Source organism: Butyrivibrio sp. NC2002, from assembly GCF_000702265.1.
Lineage (GTDB): Bacteria > Bacillota > Clostridia > Lachnospirales > Lachnospiraceae > Butyrivibrio.
On record NZ_JNKZ01000007.1, the window covers coordinates 319,239 to 340,345 of the forward strand.

Annotated in this window: 17 protein-coding genes; 1 reads left to right on the forward strand and 16 read right to left on the reverse strand. The window is 40.4% G+C overall.

Going from position 1 to position 21,107, the window contains the following annotated elements; all coding sequences use genetic code 11:
* Position 1: 1 nt before the first annotated feature.
* The 15 genes from T543_RS04685 to T543_RS04755 form a co-directional block, all read right to left on the reverse strand.
* Positions 2-1,270 carry a glutamate-5-semialdehyde dehydrogenase gene (locus tag T543_RS04685; protein WP_242839468.1) on the reverse strand — a complete coding sequence of 423 codons (1,269 nt, stop codon included), beginning with the start codon at positions 1,268-1,270 and terminating at the stop codon, positions 2-4.
* Positions 1,260-3,569 (reverse strand): 5-formyltetrahydrofolate cyclo-ligase, encoded by a 2,310-nt coding sequence (locus T543_RS04690; protein ID WP_081829941.1) that lies wholly within the window; start codon positions 3,567-3,569, stop codon positions 1,260-1,262. Before T543_RS04690 ends, T543_RS04685 begins: the two co-directional genes overlap by 11 nt.
* Positions 3,566-4,789 carry an aminoacetone oxidase family FAD-binding enzyme gene (locus T543_RS04695; protein WP_035766145.1) on the reverse strand — a complete coding sequence of 408 codons (1,224 nt, stop codon included), beginning with the start codon at positions 4,787-4,789 and terminating at the stop codon, positions 3,566-3,568. The genes T543_RS04690 and T543_RS04695 overlap by 4 nt, the downstream gene beginning before the upstream one ends.
* A complete protein-coding gene (locus T543_RS04700) occupies positions 4,789-6,405 on the reverse strand; it encodes an MATE family efflux transporter (RefSeq protein WP_035766147.1) in 1,617 nt (538 codons plus the stop codon). The genes T543_RS04695 and T543_RS04700 overlap by 1 nt, the downstream gene beginning before the upstream one ends.
* A gap of 21 nt (positions 6,406-6,426) precedes the next feature.
* Positions 6,427-6,930, reverse strand: coding sequence for an rRNA maturation RNase YbeY (gene ybeY / locus T543_RS04705; protein WP_035766148.1), 504 nt, complete (start codon positions 6,928-6,930; stop codon positions 6,427-6,429).
* Complete coding sequence (locus tag T543_RS04710) at positions 6,914-8,191, reverse strand: hypothetical protein (RefSeq protein ID WP_155843154.1); 1,278 nt, start codon at positions 8,189-8,191, stop codon at positions 6,914-6,916. Before T543_RS04710 ends, ybeY begins: the two co-directional genes overlap by 17 nt.
* Positions 8,192-8,197: 6 nt before the next feature.
* Positions 8,198-9,226, reverse strand: coding sequence for a PhoH family protein (locus tag T543_RS04715; protein ID WP_035766151.1), 1,029 nt, complete (start codon positions 9,224-9,226; stop codon positions 8,198-8,200).
* Positions 9,223-9,702: a 23S rRNA (pseudouridine(1915)-N(3))-methyltransferase RlmH gene (rlmH, locus tag T543_RS04720; protein ID WP_035766580.1), complete on the reverse strand. Its 480-nt coding sequence runs from the start codon at positions 9,700-9,702 to the stop codon at positions 9,223-9,225. The genes T543_RS04715 and rlmH overlap by 4 nt, the downstream gene beginning before the upstream one ends.
* Complete coding sequence (locus T543_RS04725) at positions 9,702-10,187, reverse strand: hypothetical protein (protein ID WP_035766152.1); 486 nt, start codon at positions 10,185-10,187, stop codon at positions 9,702-9,704. The genes rlmH and T543_RS04725 overlap by 1 nt, the downstream gene beginning before the upstream one ends.
* Before the next feature lie 88 nt (positions 10,188-10,275).
* Positions 10,276-11,667, reverse strand: coding sequence for an NADPH-dependent glutamate synthase (gene gltA / locus T543_RS04730; protein ID WP_035766154.1), 1,392 nt, complete (start codon positions 11,665-11,667; stop codon positions 10,276-10,278).
* 32 nt (positions 11,668-11,699) lie between these two features.
* The gene (locus T543_RS04735; protein WP_035766156.1) at positions 11,700-12,575 is read right to left on the reverse strand and encodes a sulfide/dihydroorotate dehydrogenase-like FAD/NAD-binding protein; all 876 of its coding nucleotides are present in this window, start codon (positions 12,573-12,575) and stop codon (positions 11,700-11,702) included.
* 113 nt (positions 12,576-12,688) lie between these two features.
* Positions 12,689-14,140 (reverse strand): chitobiase/beta-hexosaminidase C-terminal domain-containing protein, encoded by a 1,452-nt coding sequence (locus tag T543_RS04740; protein ID WP_035766158.1) that lies wholly within the window; start codon positions 14,138-14,140, stop codon positions 12,689-12,691.
* A gap of 3 nt (positions 14,141-14,143) precedes the next feature.
* Positions 14,144-15,004, reverse strand: coding sequence for a bifunctional methylenetetrahydrofolate dehydrogenase/methenyltetrahydrofolate cyclohydrolase FolD (gene folD / locus T543_RS04745; protein WP_035766160.1), 861 nt, complete (start codon positions 15,002-15,004; stop codon positions 14,144-14,146).
* Positions 15,005-15,091: 87 nt separating this feature from the next.
* Entirely contained in the window at positions 15,092-16,768 is a 1,677-nt protein-coding gene (locus T543_RS04750; protein WP_035766164.1) for a formate--tetrahydrofolate ligase, read from the reverse strand.
* Positions 16,769-16,791: 23 nt separating this feature from the next.
* Positions 16,792-19,719 carry an FtsK/SpoIIIE family DNA translocase gene (locus T543_RS04755; RefSeq protein WP_035766165.1) on the reverse strand — a complete coding sequence of 976 codons (2,928 nt, stop codon included), beginning with the start codon at positions 19,717-19,719 and terminating at the stop codon, positions 16,792-16,794.
* Positions 19,720-19,913: 194 nt separating this feature from the next.
* Here T543_RS04755 and T543_RS04760 point away from each other — a divergent pair, with 194 nt between their 5' ends.
* Positions 19,914-20,492 (forward strand): hypothetical protein, encoded by a 579-nt coding sequence (locus T543_RS04760; protein ID WP_035766166.1) that lies wholly within the window; start codon positions 19,914-19,916, stop codon positions 20,490-20,492.
* A 52-nt stretch (positions 20,493-20,544) separates the two neighbouring features.
* Here T543_RS04760 and T543_RS04765 read toward each other — a convergent pair whose 3' ends face one another.
* The gene (locus tag T543_RS04765; RefSeq protein WP_035766583.1) at positions 20,545-21,105 is read right to left on the reverse strand and encodes a GNAT family N-acetyltransferase; all 561 of its coding nucleotides are present in this window, start codon (positions 21,103-21,105) and stop codon (positions 20,545-20,547) included.
* Positions 21,106-21,107 lie beyond the last annotated feature (2 nt).

The window sequence follows — 21,107 nt, forward strand, 5'->3', positions numbered from 1 at the left end:
ATCAGTCTCTGACCTGCCCGTTTCCTGTTATTTCATACTTGTATGATGTAAGTTCGCTAAGTCCCATAGGACCTCTTGCATGAAGCTTCTGGGTGCTTATTCCGATCTCCGCACCAAATCCAAACTGAAAGCCATCAGTAAATCTTGTTGAAGCATTGACATAAACGCAGGCTGCGTCTACGCCCTTAAGGAATTTATCAGCATTTTCCTTATTTTCGGTTATGATGCTCTCAGAATGTCCCGTGTTGTATTTATTTATATGTTCGATCGCTTCCTCAACACTTCCAACTGTTTTTACAGAGAGGATGTAATCAAGATACTCCTTACCAAAATCATCCGTAGTAGCTGGAACTGCAGAGGGAAGAAGGCTAATGGAATTCGCATCAGCTCTAAGTTCAACCTTGTTCTCTTTCATCGCATCGGATAATACAGGCAAAAACTTATCCTTTATCTTTTCATGTACAACAAGCGATTCTGCTGCATTGCATACGCCGATCCTCTGAGTTTTGGCATTTATTATTATCGGAATTGCCTTCTCAATGTCAGCATATTCATCGATATAGATATGGCAATTTCCGCTTCCTGTCTCTATTACAGGAATCTTGCTGTTATCGCAGACCATCCTTATAAGTCCGGCACTTCCTCTCGGAATGATAACATCGACATATTCCCTTAAGGATAACAGTTCAGCAACAGCACTTCTGTCTGTAAAAGGAATAAGCTGTATAAAGTCAGGATTTGATCCTGCACTTACAAGAGTTTCTCTTATAACATCGGTGATAGCCATATTTGAGGAAATAGCATCCGAGCCGCCTTTTAATATAACGACATTACCTGATTTAAATGTAAGAGAAAAAGCATCTGCTGTAACATTTGGTCTTGATTCGTAGATGATACCGATAACGCCAAGAGGCACAGTGACTTTTTTTATCTGAAGTCCGTTTTCAAGCTCCCACTCTGCGATTGTTTTATCTATCGGATCATCAAGAAGCGCAACCTGTCTTATTCCATCAGCCATGCCCTTAATTCTATCTTCCGATAGTCTAAGCCTATCAAGAAGGCCCTCATGCATTCCGCCTTTAACGCCGTTATCAATATCCTTTTCGTTTGCTTTTAAGATGCGATCTGAGTTTTCTACAAGCGCATCTGCAACCTTAAGCAGAATATCGTTTTTCTCTTTTCCAAGCTTTTGCAGTTCATACTTTGCTTCAAAAGCTCTTTTGCCAATACTTAGGATTTCACTTTTTATGTTTAATGAATCATTTCCCACAGCTTATACACTCCTTATCAGTTACGACATAGCCAACCTTCTTATCCGTAGTGTCCATAATAGCGGAAATCGGGTTTTGACTTACCTGAAAGCTATAGCCGATTCCCGCAAGTGTTATTCTATCATCTTCATACATTGCACACAATCTTTCAATGTATCTGTCATAGAAGCCTGCTCCGTATCCAAGCCTGTTACCCTCGGTATCAAAAACAAGTCCGGGGAGAATAACCAGAATGTTTCCCTCTGCTTCACGTGAAAATACATTCGTGCCAGCAGGCTCTCGTATTCCTCTATATCCTTCTTTTAGATCAGACAAGCTCTTAATTTGCCAAAAGTCCATGCCCTTGTTTTGGGTATCTGTTATCTTTGGGCAAAATACATTCTTGCCGTCATTTAAAGCTTTATTTATTATTTCATCTGTGCCGGCTTCTTCAGAAGTACTTGCAAAAATAAGTATATTTTCTGCGCATTTATATAAGCCTGTGCCGCAAACATTATCAGTCAGCATTTGATCAAGCCTGGCTTTTTCTTCTTGTGATAACGCCTTTCTCTTAGCTGCTACCTTATTTCTGCAATAATCCTTCTCATTATAAAAATGTATTGCAATCTCTTCTGCAACCTTTATTCCATCCATTGCCGCGGATGTTATTCCGCCTGCGTATCCCGCGCCTTCTCCGCAAGGGTACAGACCCTTAAGGGATATACTCTCAAGATTTTCATCTCTCGTAATTCTTACAGGTGATGACGTTCTTGATTCAACTCCGGAAAAAATGGCATCATCCCGGTCAAAGCCATTTATCATTTTTCCAAACTTAGTCATACACTCACAGATATCCTCTGATAAATATGCAGGAAGTATTCTGTGAACAGGTGAAAAAGCATATGCTCCTTTGATCTGTGGCATGTTTCTGCCTTCAGATAAATGTTCGTCTATGCTCTTTAAAACAACGCTGTCATCCTCGTTGTTTTTAATTTGTCTTGTTCCTTCTCTGAAATCATCAAAATATTCGCAGGGGACTTTTCCTTTTCCAATTTCAAATGCCTTTTCTTCCAGCTTTCTCTGAAAATACATTCCGGATAAGACATCATCGCCTCCAAAATCATCAGGTGTGATCGTAACTATTATCGCACTGTTTGCATTTTTACCGGCTCTGTCTGAGTAGCTCATTCCGTTAACCGCAAGTCTTCCCTCTTCGGAAGAAGCATTAACGACATATCCTCCGGGGCACATACAAAATGAGTACACGCCTCTGCCCGAAGAAGCAGTTGCCGTAACCTTGTAGGGTGAAACAGGAAGTGATGACGGCTCCTCTATTCCGTATTGAGATTTATTTATTATAGTCTGCGGATGTTCGACTCTTAGTCCGACAGCAAAAGCCTTGGGAATCATCTCAATTTCCATAGACTTTAGCATCTCAAAAGTGTCTCTCGCGCTGTGTCCAATTGCAAGAACTACAGCATCCGAATAAAATTCCTTACCATTGTCGCACTTAACACCTGCGATCCTGTCGCCATCAGTAATAAGGCCTGTAACCTTAGTCTCAAAGAAAAACTCTCCACCTCTTTTTATTATTTCCTTACGCATGTTTTTTACAACATCTCTAAGGACATCTGTGCCTATATGAGGTTTTCCCTCATACATGATATCTTCACAGGCACCGTTTTGGACAAAAATACCAAGGCACTCATCAGCTCTTCCCATCTTGTCTTTTACCATGGTATTAAGCTTGCCGTCTGAAAAAGTGCCTGCACCGCCTTCACCGAACTGAACATTCCCCTTGGGATTAAGTTCCCCGCCATTCCAGAACTTTTCAACAGCTTCCTGCCTTTTATCTACGTCCATGCCTCTTTCAAGGACAATTGGCTTATATCCGTGCATTGCAAGCTCATAAGCACAAAAAAGGCCGGCAGGACCTGCCCCTACAATAATCGGACGAACCCCACCTTTTGTATCTTTCTTTATTTTGGCATCTTCTTTTCGCTTATATGGAAATACATATTTCTTTTCAGAAACTATCTGAGCATTTTTACACTTTGATCTTTTTAATATCTTCTCCTGTGACGCTGCGCTTTTAAGAGAGATATCTACTACGTAAACATCAAATATGTCCGGCTTTTTTCTCGCATCAACAGAGTGCTTTTTTATCGTTAATTCTTCTATGTCCTCTGCTGATATTTTTAAAAGCTTCGCAGACTTATTCTTTAGATTGTTTATAAGAAAAAGTTTCTTATCCTCGAAGCTGTCAAAATGTTTGTCATTTCCGCTATTTTGAAATTTGATGGAATTAATTCTTATCATAAACAGCTTGCCGCTCCTCCGGCAATATAACCGCTGCACCATGCCCACTGAAGATTATAACCGCCGCATCTTCCATCAACATCGCACAGCTCGCCAATTACAAAAACACCAGGGCTCTTTACGCACATGAGATTATCATCAAGATCTCCTAAGCTTATTCCGCCTCGCGTAACCTGAGCCTTCTTGTAATCTGCAGTTTTAACAATATTAAATCTTACATCACGATATTTTTGCAGGACGCATCTAAGCATAGATTCACCTACATTTTTAACCTTCATATCAGGGCTAAGCTTCATCCTGCCGAGAATAAGATCTGTTATTCCCTGATTGCAAAATCCAAGAAGAAGATCTTTTAACCTTCTGTCATGAGCAAGGCTAAGCATATCATCTACAAGTGCTTCAAATTCTTCATCAGTATATTCAGGGAAAAAATCAATGGATACGGTAACCGGTCTGTTTTTAGACAGATGATAACATACAAGCCCTGAAGATTGCATGATCGGAATTCCGGAGAGAGAGTTTTTGGTGATCTGAACCTCTCCTTCTTCTGTAGCAAATACACCGTCTCCTATAAGAAATGATGCTCTGGCGTTCATTCTGATACCGAAATCTCCGCTTATAGAATCATCATCCGTAACAAGAGAGCACAGTGCAGGATACGTATCTTTTTTAGTCATTCCAAGCTTTTCGCAGATATAGTATCCATCCCCTGTGGACATAGTAGTACCGGGTCCTGCAAGTCCGCCAACAGCAACAATAACTGCATCTGCCTCATATTCATTTTTGGACGTTTTTACATTAAACACTTCACTATTTTTAGCTATACTCTTAAGCTGCTCAGAAAAGATAAAGCTGACTCCAAGCCTTAAACACTCATTGTATAAAGCCTGTGTTACTGTTTTTGCCTGTCCCGATATAGGATAAAGATATCCATCTTCGCTCATGACCACAACGCCGAGTGACTTAAAGAAATTAAGCGTGTCCTTTACTCCAAAAAGAGATAGCCATTTTTTCATCCTGTCTCTTGAATTCTCGTTGAATTCATCTGCGGACATTCTTAAATTAGACAGGTTACATCTTCCGTTCCCTGTCATAGATAGCTTCTTTCCTACTGTATCATTTTTTTCGATCACAGTTACGCTTGCGCCATCTCTTGCAGCAGCAATTGCGGCGCACATACCGGAAGGACCGGCGCCTGCAATGATGATATTTTTAGCCATTATCTGTCCCCTAACTTATCGCACAGAACCGCAAAATTATACCCGAAAGGCATTTTCTCAACCTCATATTTATCAACACTCTTAAATATAATAAGAAGCACCATATAGCTGACATAAGAAAGCAAAATGGCTATTAATGCGGTAAGTATTTCGCCAATCATATTCACAAATATCCTGTCGATCAAAAGAGCAAGAAGTCCTGCTATACCGCTTGATAAAAGCGGAAGGATAAGGCTTCTCTTAAACTCCTGCTTATAATCAAGCATAAGAGAAAGCTCTAGCCATCCAACGACAGACAAAATAAGAAGCATCGCGATAAATGCGGCAATCGAAGCATGGATACCCATATTAAATCCAAATGACATAACAAGCAGGGTAACCAAATGCACAACAATTCCTATGCAAGTATTTAGAAGAAGAACAAAATAGTTCTTGAGTTTTCTAAGTAAAAATGTCTGGAACAAAAATGCCGATCCCGGCAAGATTGCTGTGATCGCAAGAACTATCATGTTGACCGCAGCATCATTGCTCTTTCCAAACAGAACTGTAGTAAGAGTTTTGGCAAGTATCATAATAATGACTGTTACAGGCATAATAAGCATTGCTTCAAAATGAACAAGCTTAGATAGTCTGGCCCTTGCTGCCTTGTAATCCTTTTTTACTATGGCAACATGTACTCCAAACCATGACTTCACAAATGGTATCGCTGTGAGGAAAACAAGAGCTGATACAACCGCAATACATTCAGCCATATATATTCCCCAACTGGAAATATTGTTCTCAGTCGGATGAATCCTCCATGCCACGTTCATGTACACGCACTCATCGATAAAAAGAAGAAGTCCGAAAGTGCCAAAAAGAACAACCGCTATGACAAGCTCCTTAACGGACTCATTCTTGTAGTCATTCTTTACCTTTGCACTGCCATCTTCAAGAGCGCGCAGTTCATGCCTTTTTATAAACATAACGATCAAAATAAAAAGAAAGCTGAGGAAACCGCCTGCAGAAATACCTATAGCTGCACCCACAGCGCCGTAAGCAGAAGCAATATCATCCACATGCATAAGAGCATTTACCTTAAGTCCGTATCTGTAGCCGATGTTTGAGAGTATCAGTGAACAAATATATGTAACGACAACCATTATGCAATTAGATATAACAGAAACAAAGGAATATCCCGCTCCGCTTAAATATCCTCTGCAAACTCCCTGTATACTGAGGAAGATAAACACGGGTGACATCATAAGGATGACCATGAAATTCCTGGGTGAATGGAACACATATACAGATATAACCTTGGACAAAAGTGCAAAAACAAGCGCAAATCCGCAGCCTGTAATAAAGCTTGCAAGCATGAGCTGCCTTACGTTTTTCTTTGCATGAAGCATCTGCTCTCTGTGGAGCCTGGCCCTTACCATATCCCTTGTGACTGACTCAAATGCAAATATAAAAACACTTATAGCGATCACAAAAAGCGAAACAGGAGCCGATAAAAAACCTGCCCCTTCTTCTCCTGTAATTTTATAAAAAACAACACATAAAAGCATGATAAATGCCATGCTTAAAAGCCCTGATGCAAAAACAACATCCGGCCTTATATTAACTTTTCTATCCATTACGGTTCCCCTGTTTACTACTTAATCCCTTGTAATACCAAGAGAATTCAAAACTTCTTCCTGTTTACTCTCCATAACCTTGGCTTCATCCTCCTCCATGTGGTCATATCCGCACAGATGAAGCATGGAATGTGCAACCAAAAACGCATATTCTCGAAGCTCTGAGTGACCATATTCTTTGGCCTGCTCTCTTACACGCTTTTCATTTATAACTATATCTCCGAACGCAATAAGTCCTGTATCCGGATCTAAGATATCAATTTTCTGCTCACCCTCACAGACACTGAAATCCCCGGGCTTGTCATAGCTGATATTTGGGAATGACAGTACATCAGTCGGCGCATCTATATCACGGAACTCTTTATTTATCTTTCTTATACCCTCATCATCAGTAATAGTCAGGCTGATAGTTACATCAAAAGGGCATTTTTCAAGTTCCAGTGTTCTTTCTGCAACCTTCTTTGCAACCTCTTCAATGTCAAAAGAAAAATTTGCAGAAACTTCATTTTCAACGAAGAAAATCATAGTACAGCTTCTCCTTCTTCATAAGTGCCTTCATGTGCTCAAGCTCGTACAGTGAAATATTATAATTATACAGCTCTCTGTTCTCCATCTTATGCTCAAAGATCTTGTCTATAAGTTCATCATAGTTGATCTTGGCATCCTTATCCTTCTTAAACAGATAAGTGATCGATGAAATAAGTGTCTCGCACATATAGATAATAGCAGCTTCCTTAGAAAGCTGTTTGGACTTGTCGTTATCGATGTATTCCTTAAGAAAGCCAAGAGCTTCCTGAGGGAAATTATTTTCAATATAGAAATGCTTTACCTCATCCCAGGTTGTTGAACCGTCAATAACTCCGATCTTGTAATAATACGACATCGTCTTGACCGCTCTTGCATTTAAATTAAGGTCAAGTGCAATTCTCTCAGCAAGATATGCGATGTGTATTGCCCTGAAATATGCTTCCTTATCTTTTTCTTTGAGCTGAACAAGAAGCGGATATTCAGTATCGTTGATATCCATGTATCTGTCATTGCTCTTCCTGATTACATATACACCGAAGATATTGAGTGTGATCATCATAAGTATCAGATTAACAAGCACATTGACCAAAGGAACAATGATCATAGTAGGGCCTAGTGTTCTGTTCTGAAACATCACATCATAAGCAACTATCAGTACAAATAACAAAGAAAGAGATATAAATATAGGGAAACCAATCCTGGTAGTCTCTGTAAGATCCCTTAAAAGTGCAAGAATAACTGCTCCTGCAAGGAAGTAAATGAAAAATTCCGCATAGCTTCCCTCTTTTTCAAGTATTACCGAAAAAAGGAGAAGAAATGAGCCGGAAAACAGCCCAATCTCATTTGTAGAAAAAAGACCAAGTATCAGAAAAATAAAAAGATATGGCCAGACTTCGATCGCTATAAGCGGCAAAAAGAGTGAAACAACCAAAGATATAAGATATACAAAAACATATCGGTTTCTCTTTTGACCATTATCATAAGAAAACAGGTTCCTTCTGCTTGCATCCGTAAGCATATAAACAAGAGTGCCCGCGCAGATAATTCCTGTTACAGTATTTCTTATTACAGCCTCGATCTTAAGCCCATAGCCAAGCGATGCCCCCAAAATGCCAATAGCTGTAGCAAAGAATGTAATTGCCATCAGCACCTTAAAACTTTTTTCTTTTTTATCAAATAAACCTGATAAGAACTTGTTATTTTCGTTTGTGTTCTCTACATCATCTGAATATTCATTTAATCCCATTACTTTTTTCATAACCAATCAGTGTCTTTCCCGTTTTTTGATAGCCTTGCGCTTTGCTTCATTTGCGCCCTGCTTCTCATAATCCTCATAAGCTTTAACAATCATCTGTACAAGCGGATGCCTTACTACATCTCTGCTTGTAAGATTGCAGAATGATATATCATCAATCTTTTTAAGAACTGATTCCGCAACATCAAGTCCTGACTTAGTATCAGAAGGTAGGTCCTTCTGAGTTGCATCACCAGTTATTATCACTTTTGATCCGAATCCGATTCTGGTAAGGAACATCTTCATCTGAGCAGGCGTAGTATTCTGTGCCTCATCAAGGATGATGAATGCATTATCAAGCGTACGTCCTCTCATATATGCAAGAGGCGCAACCTCGATAAGTCCCTTCTCCATATTCTTCACAAAATTATCAGCCCCCATGATCTGATAAAGCGCATCATATAAAGGTCTAAGATATGGATCAACCTTACTTTGAAGGTCTCCGGGCAAAAATCCGAGCTTTTCTCCGGCTTCAATAGCAGGTCTTGTAAGGATTATCCTCTCGACCTCTCCCTTCTGAAAAGCTGTTATCGCCATAGCCATGCCAAGATATGTTTTACCCGTTCCCGCAGGACCAAGTCCAAAAACGATCATATTTTTCCTGATCGCATCAACATACTTCTTTTGTCCAAGTGTCTTTGGTTTTATCGGCTTTCCGCTGATAGTATGGCAGATTACGTCCCCATCTATCTTGGAAAGTACATCTCCGGAAGCTTTCTTTTCATCCTCTGACGGGTCACTTGATAACTGAATTGCATAGTTAACACTCTGCTCTTCAATTACTGAACCCGATTCAGAAAGTCCCGCAAGCTCCTTTATGATCCCGTATGCTTTATCTACACTTTCAGGTTCTCCAATGACATGCAGCTCTCCCTGCCTGTCTATTATCTCTACCCTCAAATTGTCTTCAATTTTTCTAATATATTTGTCATGTTGTCCAAAGATGCTCTGCATCTGAGGTACACTAAGCAAAATTTTCTTCTCTGTAATTCCGCTCATTTATGATATGGTTCTCCGTTAATTATTCTATAAGCTCTGTATATCTGCTCCAGTAAAATAACTCTCATCATCTGATGTGGGAATGTCATATCCGAAAAACTGATCTTCCCATCAGCTAATGATAATACTTCATCTGAAAGTCCAAGCGATCCGCCTATTATAAACTGTATCCTGCTTGTACCAAGTACACTTTTTTCACTGAAAAAATCTGCAAATCCTGTAGAAGAATATCTTTTGCCATTAATAGCAAGAGCACAGACAAAAGCTTTGGGATCTATATATTTAATAAGCTTTGATCCTTCCTTTTCTTTTATCTTTTCTTCCACGGATAATGGAGCATTGTCAGGAGTTTTTTCATCCTGAACTTCAATTATATTTAGTTTTACATATCTAGACAGCCTTTTTGAATACTCTAGAATGGCATCATTCCAATATTTCTCTTTAATTTTGCCAACACACAGTATATCTACAGCTATCACTCTTCTTCTCCATATATTTCAGAATAATAATCATCAATAAATGAATCCAAAAGTTCCTCATTCATATTCACGAACTGCTTAAGGATCCTGCTCTTTATATATTCACATCTTCTGAAATAAGATGTGCTGTCGTCATAATCAAATTCAGATTCTTCGGAAAACTTTATTTCCTCTTCTATCACTTCTTTGGTAAGTTCTTTATCACACCAGCTTCTTACCTGATCAAGTATATTGTTTTCTTCTTTTGCCTTGATAGTAAAAATCTTGTAGGTTCTTACAGACAATAGCCCCATTACAAAAAACAGAATAAAAAGCGCACCCATAATGCCGCATGAAAGATATCTGTTAAAAAGCGGCATATCAAGAGGGTTCTTCATCAAAAAGAACGCGTCCCCAATAAGTCCTATTGCGCCAACAGTAACAAGTAGTATACCGGAAGAATGATTGTCTTCTGCCTTTTCAGCACTGCTTCTATACACCATGATCACCTCTGTATCAATAAGGTTAAAATCAGCCGAAAAAGTCAAAAGCGCAGATACGCATTTGACTCTTCGGCAGATCTTGTTTTAATTATTTATTGCTAAGATACTCGTCAATACCCTTAGCAGCTGCTTTTCCGGCACCCATTGCAAGAATAACCGTAGCAGCACCTGTTACAGCATCGCCGCCTGCAAATACGCCTTCCTTGGATGTAAGGCCGTTCTCTTCATTTGCAACGATACATTTTCTTCTGTTGGTCTCAAGACCCTCAGTAGTGCTTGAAATAAGAGGATTAGGGCTTGTACCAAGTGACATGATAACAGCATCACACTCGATTTCAAATTCAGAGCCCTTAACTTCTACAGGGCTTCTTCTTCCGCTTTCATCAGGCTCGCCAAGTTCCATTCTGATGCATCTAACACCCTTAACCCAGCCATTCTCATCCTCAAGAATCTCTACAGGGTTGCAAAGAAGGTCAAATATGATGCCTTCCTGTTTAGCATGCTCAACTTCTTCTTTTCTTGCAGGAAGCTCCTCTTCGCCACGCCTGTAAACGATGTGAACCTCTGCGCCGAGACGAAGTGCTGTACGAGCTGCATCCATAGCAACGTTACCGCCGCCAACAACCACGCACTTTTTAGGTCTCATGATAGGTGTTGTACTATCCTCTGAGAAAGCCTTCATAAGATTGCTTCTTGTAAGGAACTCGTTTGCAGAGAATACGCCAAGCGCCTGCTCTCCGGGAATATTCATGAATCTGGGAAGACCTGCACCTGATCCGATAAATACAGCCTCAAATCCCTCGTTCTTCATAAGTGAATCGATTGTTACGGATTTACCGATAACAACGTCCTTCTCAATCTTTACGCCAAGAGATTCAACGTTCTCAATTTCCTTCTTAACAACAGCAGTCTTGGGAAGACGGAATTCAGGAATACCATAAACAAGTACGCCGCCTGCCTCATGAAGAGCTTCAAATATAGTTACGTCGTAGCCGATCCTTGCAAGATCACCTGCACATGTAAGACCGGCAGGTCCTGAACCGATAACTGCGACTTTCTTATTCTTCTTCTCTGTAGCACCCTGGGGCTTAATACCCATTTCTCTTGCAGTATCTGCTACATATCTTTCAAGTTTGCCGATAGAAACAGCCTCACCCTTTATGCCGCGAACACATTTACCTTCACACTGGCTCTCCTGAGGGCATACTCTTCCGCATACAGCGGGAAGTGCACTTGAAAGGCTGATTGTCTGATAAGCCTGTTCAACATTTCCTTCTTTAAGTTCCTGGATAAACTTAGGTATATTGATAGAAACAGGGCATCCCTTTACACACTGGGGATTGGGGCAGTTAAGACATCTTGTAGCTTCATCAACTGCTTCCTGTTCATTGTAACCCAAACATACTTCTTCAAAATTAGTTGCGCGAACCTTTGGATCCTGCTCGCGAACAGGAACTCTTGTCCAAACATCTTGTGCCATTTTTTATCTCCATTCTGAAAATACAATCATTCTTAGTTACAGTTTCCGCATCCGCCGTGATGAGTATCGCCTTCCTGCTCCTTAAGTGCAAGACGACCTTCTTCTGTAGCATAGAGCTTCATTCTTCTCATGGCCTGATCAAAATCTACTTTGTGTCCGTCAAACTCAGGTCCGTCAACACAGGCAAATTTAACTTCGCCGCCAACCATAAGTCTGCACGCACCACACATACCTGTACCGTCAACCATGATAGTATTCATACTTACAACTGTAGGGATGCCGAGCTCCTCTGTAAGCTTACATACAAACTTCATCATGATCATGGGACCGATTGCTACGCAGAGGTCATAGCGCTTTCCTTCATCATACAGATCCTGAAGGCACTTTGTAACCATTCCGCTTCTGCCGTATGAGCCATCATCTGTAGTTACATACAAGTTGCAAACAGTCTTGAATCTCTCTTCAAGAATAACGAGATCCTTATTCTTTGCTCCGATAATAACATCACAATCTACGCCATGCTCCTTAAGCCATTTAGCCTGAGGATAAACAGGAGCTGTACCTACACCACCTGCGATGAAAACTATCTTTTTCTTCTTAAGCTCTTCAATATCCTCACTGCAAAGATCAGAAGGATTACCAAGAGGACCTACTACATCCGCAAGACTATCTCCTGCTTTTTTCTTACAAATCTTTCTTGATTCAGCACCAATTGCCTGAACGACCAATTCTACAGTTCCTTTTTCTCTGTCATAGTCGCATATTGTAAGAGGAATTCTCTCTCCGTCTTCTTCTGCGCGAACTATAAGAAACTGACCAGGCAAACATGTGCCGGCCACACGGGGAGCTTCTACGATAAGCTGATGAATATTCGCAGCAAGCTCATTAGCCTCTAAAATTTTGAACATTGTTCTCCTCCTGATTCTTATAATCTCATTTACAATAAATAAAATATTAAGCCATATATAACTATTTTTCAAGATTTAACATATTAAAGTGTTAAACTGATGCAGTAAGCACTTTATCTGTTGGATATATTAATAAGTGTAAAGTTGCCGCTGGAGTCATATCCAAGCCTGTTCACTTTACCATCGTGAGAGTTTACAGCATATAATAATCCGGTCTCATTTATTGTGCCGTCATTGTACACATGTGTTTCTTTGAAAATATAATAATTTCCGGAGCCGGTTATATCCTGTTCCCTGTCATATACATAATCAAAATGCCCTTCTTCGCTTCTTACTTTTCCGGTAGAATCAAGCAGTATATCAAGCTTAACAAGGGTGGCAATTATATTTGCCCTCGCCTGTTCCACAGATACAAGCTTAGTATATGAAAGGTGATAATTCTTCTCAACTATTTCGCTAAGTCTTCCCTCTTCATCTGCCGCAACAAATTTGAAGGTAGAATCACCAAGCGGCATAGAGATCGGAGTTGTGTACTGTTTTGAGGTGATATCAGGATCTGTGCCATCGGTCGTATAATAAATCGTGCATCCCGTATCACACACAGCAACTATCATAGTCGCCTGAGAGTATTCTCCGCTGTCCTCCATGATCTCAGGCTCAGCAGGTCCTACATTTTCAAGCATATAAAAAGCACTTGTGACATCACTTGCAATTCCGTAGCTGTTAATAAGAACAGCCTTGATATCATAGTCGCCTTCCTCTTCAAGGATTAGCTCATCCGTGTATTTTATACTGTTGGTTCCGGGTTCATCGCCGTTAACCGTATAGTATATATCTCCATCACTCTTGGACGTTATTGCAACGTTTATAACCTCGTTGTATTCGCCATCAGCTATGGAAAAAGAAGGAGCTTCCGGTAAAAACATGCTGTATTTTTGCTTTACAGGCTCTATGCTTGTCTGGCTTACAAGATCATGTATTTTCTGATATTCTTTACCTGCCTCGTAGTAATTCACAAGATCTTCTATGGCGGCTGTCACTGTTTCTTCATCGAACACATTCCCATCAGATAGTGTAAGCAAAGTTTTTTCTGCATCACTTTCATATCCGGCTTCATGTTGATATCCGTATATTTTAAACAAAATACCCGATCTGGTCGCCGTATCATCTTCGCTTGTCTCCGAAAGGGCTTTCTCCAGAGTGGTTATTGCCTTATCGTAATTGCCTTCAACATAATACTTTTCAGCCTGCTGCTCCAGATTTTCAGCAGATGACCTCCCACTTAAAAACAAAAACGAGAAAACTGCTGCAAGAAAGATGACAACTCCACCTATATAAAGAGGAATATGTTTCTTAAACTCGTCATCGTCATCCTGAATTTTCGGAAGCTTTTTTGTCTTGAAAGCATCCTCATCCTCAAGCTGTTTTGCAACTCCTGACAAAGATTCCTTTATTCTGTTTTCAACTTCAGGATCAAATTCGGGGACGAAATTTATCTCCGTACCGCATTTGTCACAGTATAGATGCCCCTCATTTATTTCCTGCCCACAATTAGGACACTTCATCTATTATGCTCCCATATGTCTTATTGCGCTGTCATAGCAGTTTTTCATAAGCATGGCGATGGTCATTGGTCCGACACCGCCGGGTACCGGAGTTATGTAGCTGCACTTAGGTGCAACATTTTCATAATCCACGTCGCCGCAAAGCTTGCCTGTTTCTTCATTTCTGTTAATACCTACATCAATGACTACAGCGCCTTCTTTGATATAGTCTGCTGTAATTGCTTTGGCTTTTCCAATTGCAGCTATTACAATGTCTGCTCTTTTGCAAACACCCGGCAGATCCTTAGTTTTTGAATGAGTTACGGTAACTGTTGCATTTTCTCTTAGCATAAGAAGAGCCATAGGCTTTCCTACTATATTGCTTCTTCCGATTATAACGCACTCTTTTCCTGCTATCTCAACACCGGACCTTTTTAAGAGTTCGATTATTCCTGCAGGTGTGCATGATACAAATCCTTCTTCTCCTATGCACAGAGCACCCACATTCATCGGATGAAAACCATCCACATCCTTTGAAGGATCGATGAAATTAAGAACCTTCTTTTCATCGATGTGTGACGGAAGCGGAAGCTGAACAAGAATTCCGTGAACTTCCTTATCCTTATTAAGTTTATCTATTAATTCCAAAAGTTCATCTGTGCTTGTAGAAGCAGGAAGCTTATAGGCCATTGACTTATAGCCTATTTTTTCACATGCCTTCTCTTTATTTCTTACATAGACCTGTGAAGCGGGATCCTCTCCGACAAGGATAACCGCAAGGCAGGGAGTAACTCCCTTTTCGCTTATAAGTTTTGCTGTCTTTTCTCTCAGCTCTTCTTTTATCTGATCTGAGATCAGTTTACCGTCGATTATTTTTGTATCCATTTAATATCCTCAAAAATCTTGAATTATTATCATTGGCACATTCTGCTATCATGCAGCGTACCTATAATATAAATAATTTCAGTTATCTTAGAAAAGACCTACGATATTGCCATCATCATCTACGTCTATTCCAAAGGCAGCAGGTTTCTTGGGAAGTCCCGGCATTGTCATTATGTTTCCTGTAAGTGCAACGACAAAACCGGCTCCTGCTGATACATATACATCTCTGACTGTGATATTAAAACCAGTAGGTCTGCCAAGGAGTGTAGGATCATCAGATAATGAGTACTGTGTCTTTGCCATACAGATGGGAAGCTTTCCATAACCCATATCTTCGAGCTTTTTAAGCTGCTTCTTAGCTGCAGGAAGGTATGAAACACCGTCTGCTCCGTAAATTTTCTGAGCAATTGTCATGATCTTATCTTCAAGCGACAGATCATCCTCATACAGGAGCTTAAAATTGCTCTTTTTATTTTCAAGAGTGTCTACAACAGCTTTTGCAAGCTCTTCTCCGCCTGCACCGCCTTTTTCCCAAACCTCTGACATTGCAAAAGCGCAGTCTCTTTCCTTGCAGAAGTTTCTTACAAATTCGATCTCTTCCTTAGTATCGGAAAGGAAGCTGTTAAGTGTAACAACAACCGGAACGTTATACTGCTTCAAATTCTCAATGTGCTTTTCAAGGTTCACGATGCCTTTTTTGAGTGCATCAAGGTTTTCTTCTGAAAGCTGATCCTTGGGAATACCGCCGTTATATTTAAGTGCTCTGATAGTCGCTACAAGGACGATTGCATCAGGTGCAAGTCCGTTCATCCTGCACTTAATGTCAAGGAACTTCTCAGCTCCAAGATCAGCACCAAATCCGGCCTCAGTAACTGTAATATCAGCCAGGTGAAGAGCTGCATTTGTAGCTCTTATTGAGTTACAGCCATGAGCGATATTAGCAAAAGGTCCGCCGTGTACAAAGCAAGGTGTATGTTCAAGAGTCTGTACAAGGTTTGGCTTAAGCGCGTCCTTTAAAAGTGCAGCCATTGCGCCAACAGCATTAAGATCACCTGCTGTTACAGGTTCTCCCGCATAGTTATAAGCAACTACTATTCTTGAAAGGCGCTCTTTTAAGTCCTTTAAATCCTTTGCAAGACAAAGGATAGCCATTATTTCGGATGCAACTGTGATTACAAAATGATCTTCTCTGACAAAGCCATCCATCTTTGAGCCAAGGCCTACAACAATGTTTCTAAGAGCTCTGTCGTTCATATCCTCAGCTCTCTTCCAGACAATCTGTCTGGTGTCGATTCCGAGCTCATTTCCCTGATGGATGTGATTATCAAGAAGTGCAGCAAGAAGGTTATTTGCTGATGTTATGGCATGAAAATCTCCTGTGAAATGAAGGTTAATATCCTCCATCGGTACAACCTGAGCATATCCACCGCCGGCTGCTCCGCCCTTTATACCAAAACAGGGACCAAGTGAAGGTTCTCTTAAGGCAATTATTGTTTTGTGCCCAAGTCTTGAAAGTGCATCACCAAGACCAACACTTGTTGTTGTTTTACCTTCACCTGCAGGTGTAGGGTTTATTGCGGTTACAAGAACAAGCTTGCCCTTCTTGTTCTTTGATATTTTCTGAAGATACTCCTCTGATATCTTTGCCTTGTACTTGCCGTACAGTTCGATATCATCCTCAGAAATATCAAGCTTTGCCGCAACCTCCTTGATTGGCCAAAGCTCAGCCTCTCTTGCGATTTCAATGTCAGACTTAAATGCCATAATAATCTCCTCCTTTTAAAGCATCATGAAGCATTAGAATTTATCAGATTATCGAATTCTTCCTTAGTCATAAGTATTTTTCTGGGCTTGGTACCTTCTTCAGGCCCAACGACTCCGGCATCACTTAGCTGATCCATGATCCTGGCAGCTCTGTTGAATCCTATTTTATATAATCTTTGAAGCATTCCTATGGATGCCTTGTCTTTTTCTATAATAGCAGCTCCTGCCTGCTGAAAAAGCGGGTCATATTCACTCCCCATATCAGCAGCTTCCGCGCCCGATCCTCCGGATGAAGATTTAGATGTAGCTTCTATACTGGAGATTTCATCCTGAACATTTCCGCCGTATTCTGTTTCAACATTCTGTCCCTTAACAAAGTCTGTAACTGCTCCAACTTCATCATCAGAAACAAAGCAGCCCTGAACTCTTGCAGGCTTGTTGTAGCCTCTGGGGAAGAACAGCATATCGCCCTTGCCAATAAGCTTTTCAGCACCATAGCTGTCAAGGATTGTCCTTGAGTCAACACCACTTGATACAGCAAAAGCAATTCGGCTGGGTATATTAGCCTTAATAAGACCTGTAATAACATCTACAGAAGGTCTCTGCGTTGCGATTATAAGATAGATTCCGGCAGCTCTTGCAAGCTGTGTAAGTCTTACAATGGAATCCTCAACCTCATTTTTAAACTGCATCATAAGGTCCGCAAGCTCGTCTACGATAACGACGATCTCTGGCATTTTCTGCATGTTCTCATCTTCGGGATGCTGCTCACATGCTGCATTATAGCCCTTAAGGTCTCTAACCTTGGCATTGGCAAATTTCTTGTATCTCGTTGTCATCTCAGCAACTGCCCAGTTAAGTGCGGCAGCAGCTTTCTTAGGATCTGTCACAACAGGAATAAGAAGATGTGGTATTCCGTTGTAAACTGAAAGCTCTACAATCTTGGGATCGATCATAATAAGACGCACATCTTCAGGTGATGCCTTATAAATAATGCTCATTATGATCGTATTTATACATACTGATTTACCTGATCCCGTTGCACCCGCAATAAGAAGGTGAGGCATCTTGGAAATATCCGTAACAACGATTTTACCTGCTATATCTTTTCCGACTGCAACAGAAAGATTTGATTTGGACTTTCTGAATTCATCACTCTCGATCAGATCTCTTATTGCAACCGGCGAATTATCCTTATTCGGAACTTCTATTCCAACAGCTGATTTACCCGGAATAGGAGCTTCGATTCTTATATCCGTCGCAGCCAGATGCATCTTGATATCATCTGATAAGTCAACGATCTTTCTTACCTTAACACCTGCTTCCGGCTGAAGTTCATATCTTGTAACAGAAGGTCCCTGGCTTATATCCGTTACCTTGGCATTTACATGGAACATACTAAGAGTATCTTCAAGCGCCTTTGCAGTATCCTTTAAGTGTTTAGCCGAATCACCTTTTCCTTTTATGCCCTTTTTAAGGAGGCTGACAGGAGGATGCACATATTCCTTAACAGGAGTTTTGATAACAGATCTCTCTGCATTTTTCTGCATTCTCTGCTTCGTTTTTTCGCTCTTAACAAAATCCGTTGATGCAATTGCATACTCTCCGTTGTAGTCAGGAGCCATATTTTCGGAATGGATTGGTATGTCATTGTAGTCGTTATCCGGCTCATCCTCTTTTGCAAGTCTTGCAACAGGTCTTACAAAAGCTGTAGTCTCATCATTTTTATCTTTTTCATATTCATCAGTTGCATAGAGACTTTCATCAGCCACATTATCTTCATTAAATTTATTTTCGTATCTGTTGTCGAACCTGTTACCGTAGCCGCTTTCATAGCCGCTATCATTACGATCGCCAGTATTTTCGAGCTCTTCGTTTTCATCCGTTATATTGATAGAATGTCTCGACTCTGCAAGATCATCGGTCTTCATAAACATCTGACCATCGGGAGCCGTACCTGTTTTTACATTCGGATTGAATCTGATCTCATGGATATCATCATGGATTTCTTCTTCCGGAATGAAAATATCCTGCTTAGCCTCATTTTCTTCTTCATCATCAAGGCCATGGATGTTGTACTCTCTCTCCTGACTCTCTGCAGTATCCAACGCACCATCATCTTCATTATCATCATATTGTTCATCAGCATCTATAACAGTATCCATGCTGACACCGCTTACCTTCTTATCCATGCGAAGGATCTTCTCATCTTCCTTCTGCTCAAGCAGGAGCTTTTCCTGCTCCATTAAAAGAGTGCGCTCTTCCTCACGTATCCTTGCTCTTTCATCGAGCCTTTCTCTGTAATGGTTTGCTTCCTGTCTTGTCTTTTCAATGGCTCTCTTACTACCTTTTTTAATACCGTTTACCATAGACTTCTGAGTAAACAAAGAAGCACTTATAAGACCGACAACAAGCATGATTATAAGTGTTCCCGCAAGTGAAAGATTATGATAAAGAAGGTATGTAACACTACCGGCAACAATACCGCCGCCGTTTTTCTTCTCCATAGAATCATTAAAAAGCATCATTCCGTCGTATGTGCTCATAGACTGGACTCTGCCTGTTATCAGTTCAAGGAGCATAGCAATTACCAAAAGGAGCATAAGACCTGATACTATTTTTCTGATAGCTGCTGAGCTTGTGCCGTTTGAGATAACAAGAGCACCCACTCCGAACATCACGATCGGCATAATATATGCAGGAAGCCCGAATAAGCCGAACTGAACTTTGCTAAGTGCATCGCCCATACTGCCACAGACTCCAAAATTGCACAAAAATAAAAAGACCCCCAATGCAGCAAAAATAATGAGCATAGCTTCACTTTTTACCGAGAAATCCAGTGTCTCCTGTTTATACTCATTGGAAGTTCTGCTCTTTGCAGCTGTTGATCTCTTTCTACCTGATGTATTTGTGCGCCTTGAAGCGCCTCCCCTTGAATTACTTGTAGCCATATTCACCCGTACTTTTTTAAAACTTTTCTCTCCCGCATGCATAATATAAGAAATTAAAAATCTATGCATACACTTGTTAAGTATACCATTTTTGAACTCTTTATGCTATACTAATCACGTTTCAAAGCTTATGCCTTATATTATTGGCATATTCAAAAGACTTATGTGTCTTCATTCGGAGGTAAATATATTTTATGGAATTCAAACAGGAACTCGAAACAGGTTTATTAAAACAGATTGGAAATACAGAGACCACTCTTAAGATTAAAGATGTAGCTTCAAAGTGCCGTCTTTTAAAAACAGAAAATGGTCTTAAGGTTGAATTGTCATACACAGGTCCCAATGCCAGCAAGTACCTTCAGTATGTTGAGAAGCATCGCGAAGAGCTTACAAATTATCTTCTTCATCCCGATGATGCGGATCTGTATGAATGGATGGAAACAAGTCACCAGACTCCCATCACACTTAAAAAGCATGAGAAAGAAAAGCTCATCATCTATGTTAGCTTTGATCCTGAAACTAACATTATGAAGACCGGTATCGCAGATGATAACGTTACTCTCAAGCTTGGAACATCTCTTATGAACATCGATATTTCCAAGATGAGCAGAAACGAATTCAAGCTTGCAGTATATGATATGCTTCTTCTTGCTGATGAAATCGCTCTTGCTATGGGTAACGAGGAACTTAGAAAAATGGCGAATATCGAGATGGTTAAGACATATCTTTCCGAAATATATGACAAATACCATGATGGTATTTCAAATGTGTAATAAAGCTATTGTTTTTTGCTAAGCATCAAAAAGCCGGATCGTTCCGGCTTTTTTATTTTTTAAAGTACTCTTCTGCCTTAATGCTCATCATACTCTCACAATAATATTCTGATCTCATGGCATTGAATAAATGCTCATTTCTGTGGTGAAAGCTAAGGCCGCATTTTAATGTCACTTTTTTAGAAGCTTCATTCCCGTCAAAAAAACCGCACCAAACTGCATTCAGACCAATATTCTCAAAAGAAAATCTTATTACTTCTTTCAGTGCTTCTGTTGCATAGCCATTATTCCAGTATTTTTTGCCTATCCAATAGCCAATCTCAGCTTCGTCTTTTCTCTCGATACCCCGATTTAATGATTCTCCGATCCTTATGCCTATGCTCCCTATCGGTTGCCCGATATTACGGTGAACAATTGCATATTCTCCGTCGGATGACAGGACAGTTCTTATAATAGCCCTGGAATAATTCTCATCAACGTGAGGGAGCCATCCGGCCCATCTTGCAATATCCGCATCACAGGCAAGCGAAAACAGAACTTTCGCATCGCTTTCATTCCATTTTCTCAGGATCAGATTTTCCGTTTGCAATGTTTCAGAAAAAACAGATTTCATAT

Excerpts from the sequence above, each read along its gene's own strand:
- T543_RS04690 (WP_081829941.1), bottom strand. The coding sequence starts at position 3,569 with ATGATAAGAATTAATTCCATCAAATTTCAAAATAGCGGAAATGACAAA.
- T543_RS04695 (WP_035766145.1), bottom strand. The coding sequence starts at position 4,789 with ATGGCTAAAAATATCATCATTGCAGGCGCCGGTCCTTCCGGTATGTGC.
- T543_RS04700 (WP_035766147.1), bottom strand. The coding sequence starts at position 6,405 with ATGGATAGAAAAGTTAATATAAGGCCGGATGTTGTTTTTGCATCAGGG.
- ybeY (WP_035766148.1), bottom strand. The coding sequence starts at position 6,930 with ATGATTTTCTTCGTTGAAAATGAAGTTTCTGCAAATTTTTCTTTTGAC.
- T543_RS04710 (WP_155843154.1), bottom strand. The coding sequence starts at position 8,191 with ATGAAAAAAGTAATGGGATTAAATGAATATTCAGATGATGTAGAGAAC.
- T543_RS04715 (WP_035766151.1), bottom strand. The coding sequence starts at position 9,226 with ATGAGCGGAATTACAGAGAAGAAAATTTTGCTTAGTGTACCTCAGATG.
- T543_RS04725 (WP_035766152.1), bottom strand. The coding sequence starts at position 10,187 with ATGGTGTATAGAAGCAGTGCTGAAAAGGCAGAAGACAATCATTCTTCC.
- gltA (WP_035766154.1), bottom strand. The coding sequence starts at position 11,667 with ATGGCACAAGATGTTTGGACAAGAGTTCCTGTTCGCGAGCAGGATCCA.
- T543_RS04735 (WP_035766156.1), bottom strand. The coding sequence starts at position 12,575 with ATGTTCAAAATTTTAGAGGCTAATGAGCTTGCTGCGAATATTCATCAG.
- T543_RS04740 (WP_035766158.1), bottom strand. The coding sequence starts at position 14,140 with ATGAAGTGTCCTAATTGTGGGCAGGAAATAAATGAGGGGCATCTATAC.
- folD (WP_035766160.1), bottom strand. The coding sequence starts at position 15,004 with ATGGATACAAAAATAATCGACGGTAAACTGATCTCAGATCAGATAAAA.
- T543_RS04750 (WP_035766164.1), bottom strand. The coding sequence starts at position 16,768 with ATGGCATTTAAGTCTGACATTGAAATCGCAAGAGAGGCTGAGCTTTGG.
- T543_RS04755 (WP_035766165.1), bottom strand. The coding sequence starts at position 19,719 with ATGGCTACAAGTAATTCAAGGGGAGGCGCTTCAAGGCGCACAAATACA.
- T543_RS04760 (WP_035766166.1), top strand. The coding sequence starts at position 19,914 with ATGGAATTCAAACAGGAACTCGAAACAGGTTTATTAAAACAGATTGGA.
- T543_RS04765 (WP_035766583.1), bottom strand. The coding sequence starts at position 21,105 with ATGAAATCTGTTTTTTCTGAAACATTGCAAACGGAAAATCTGATCCTG.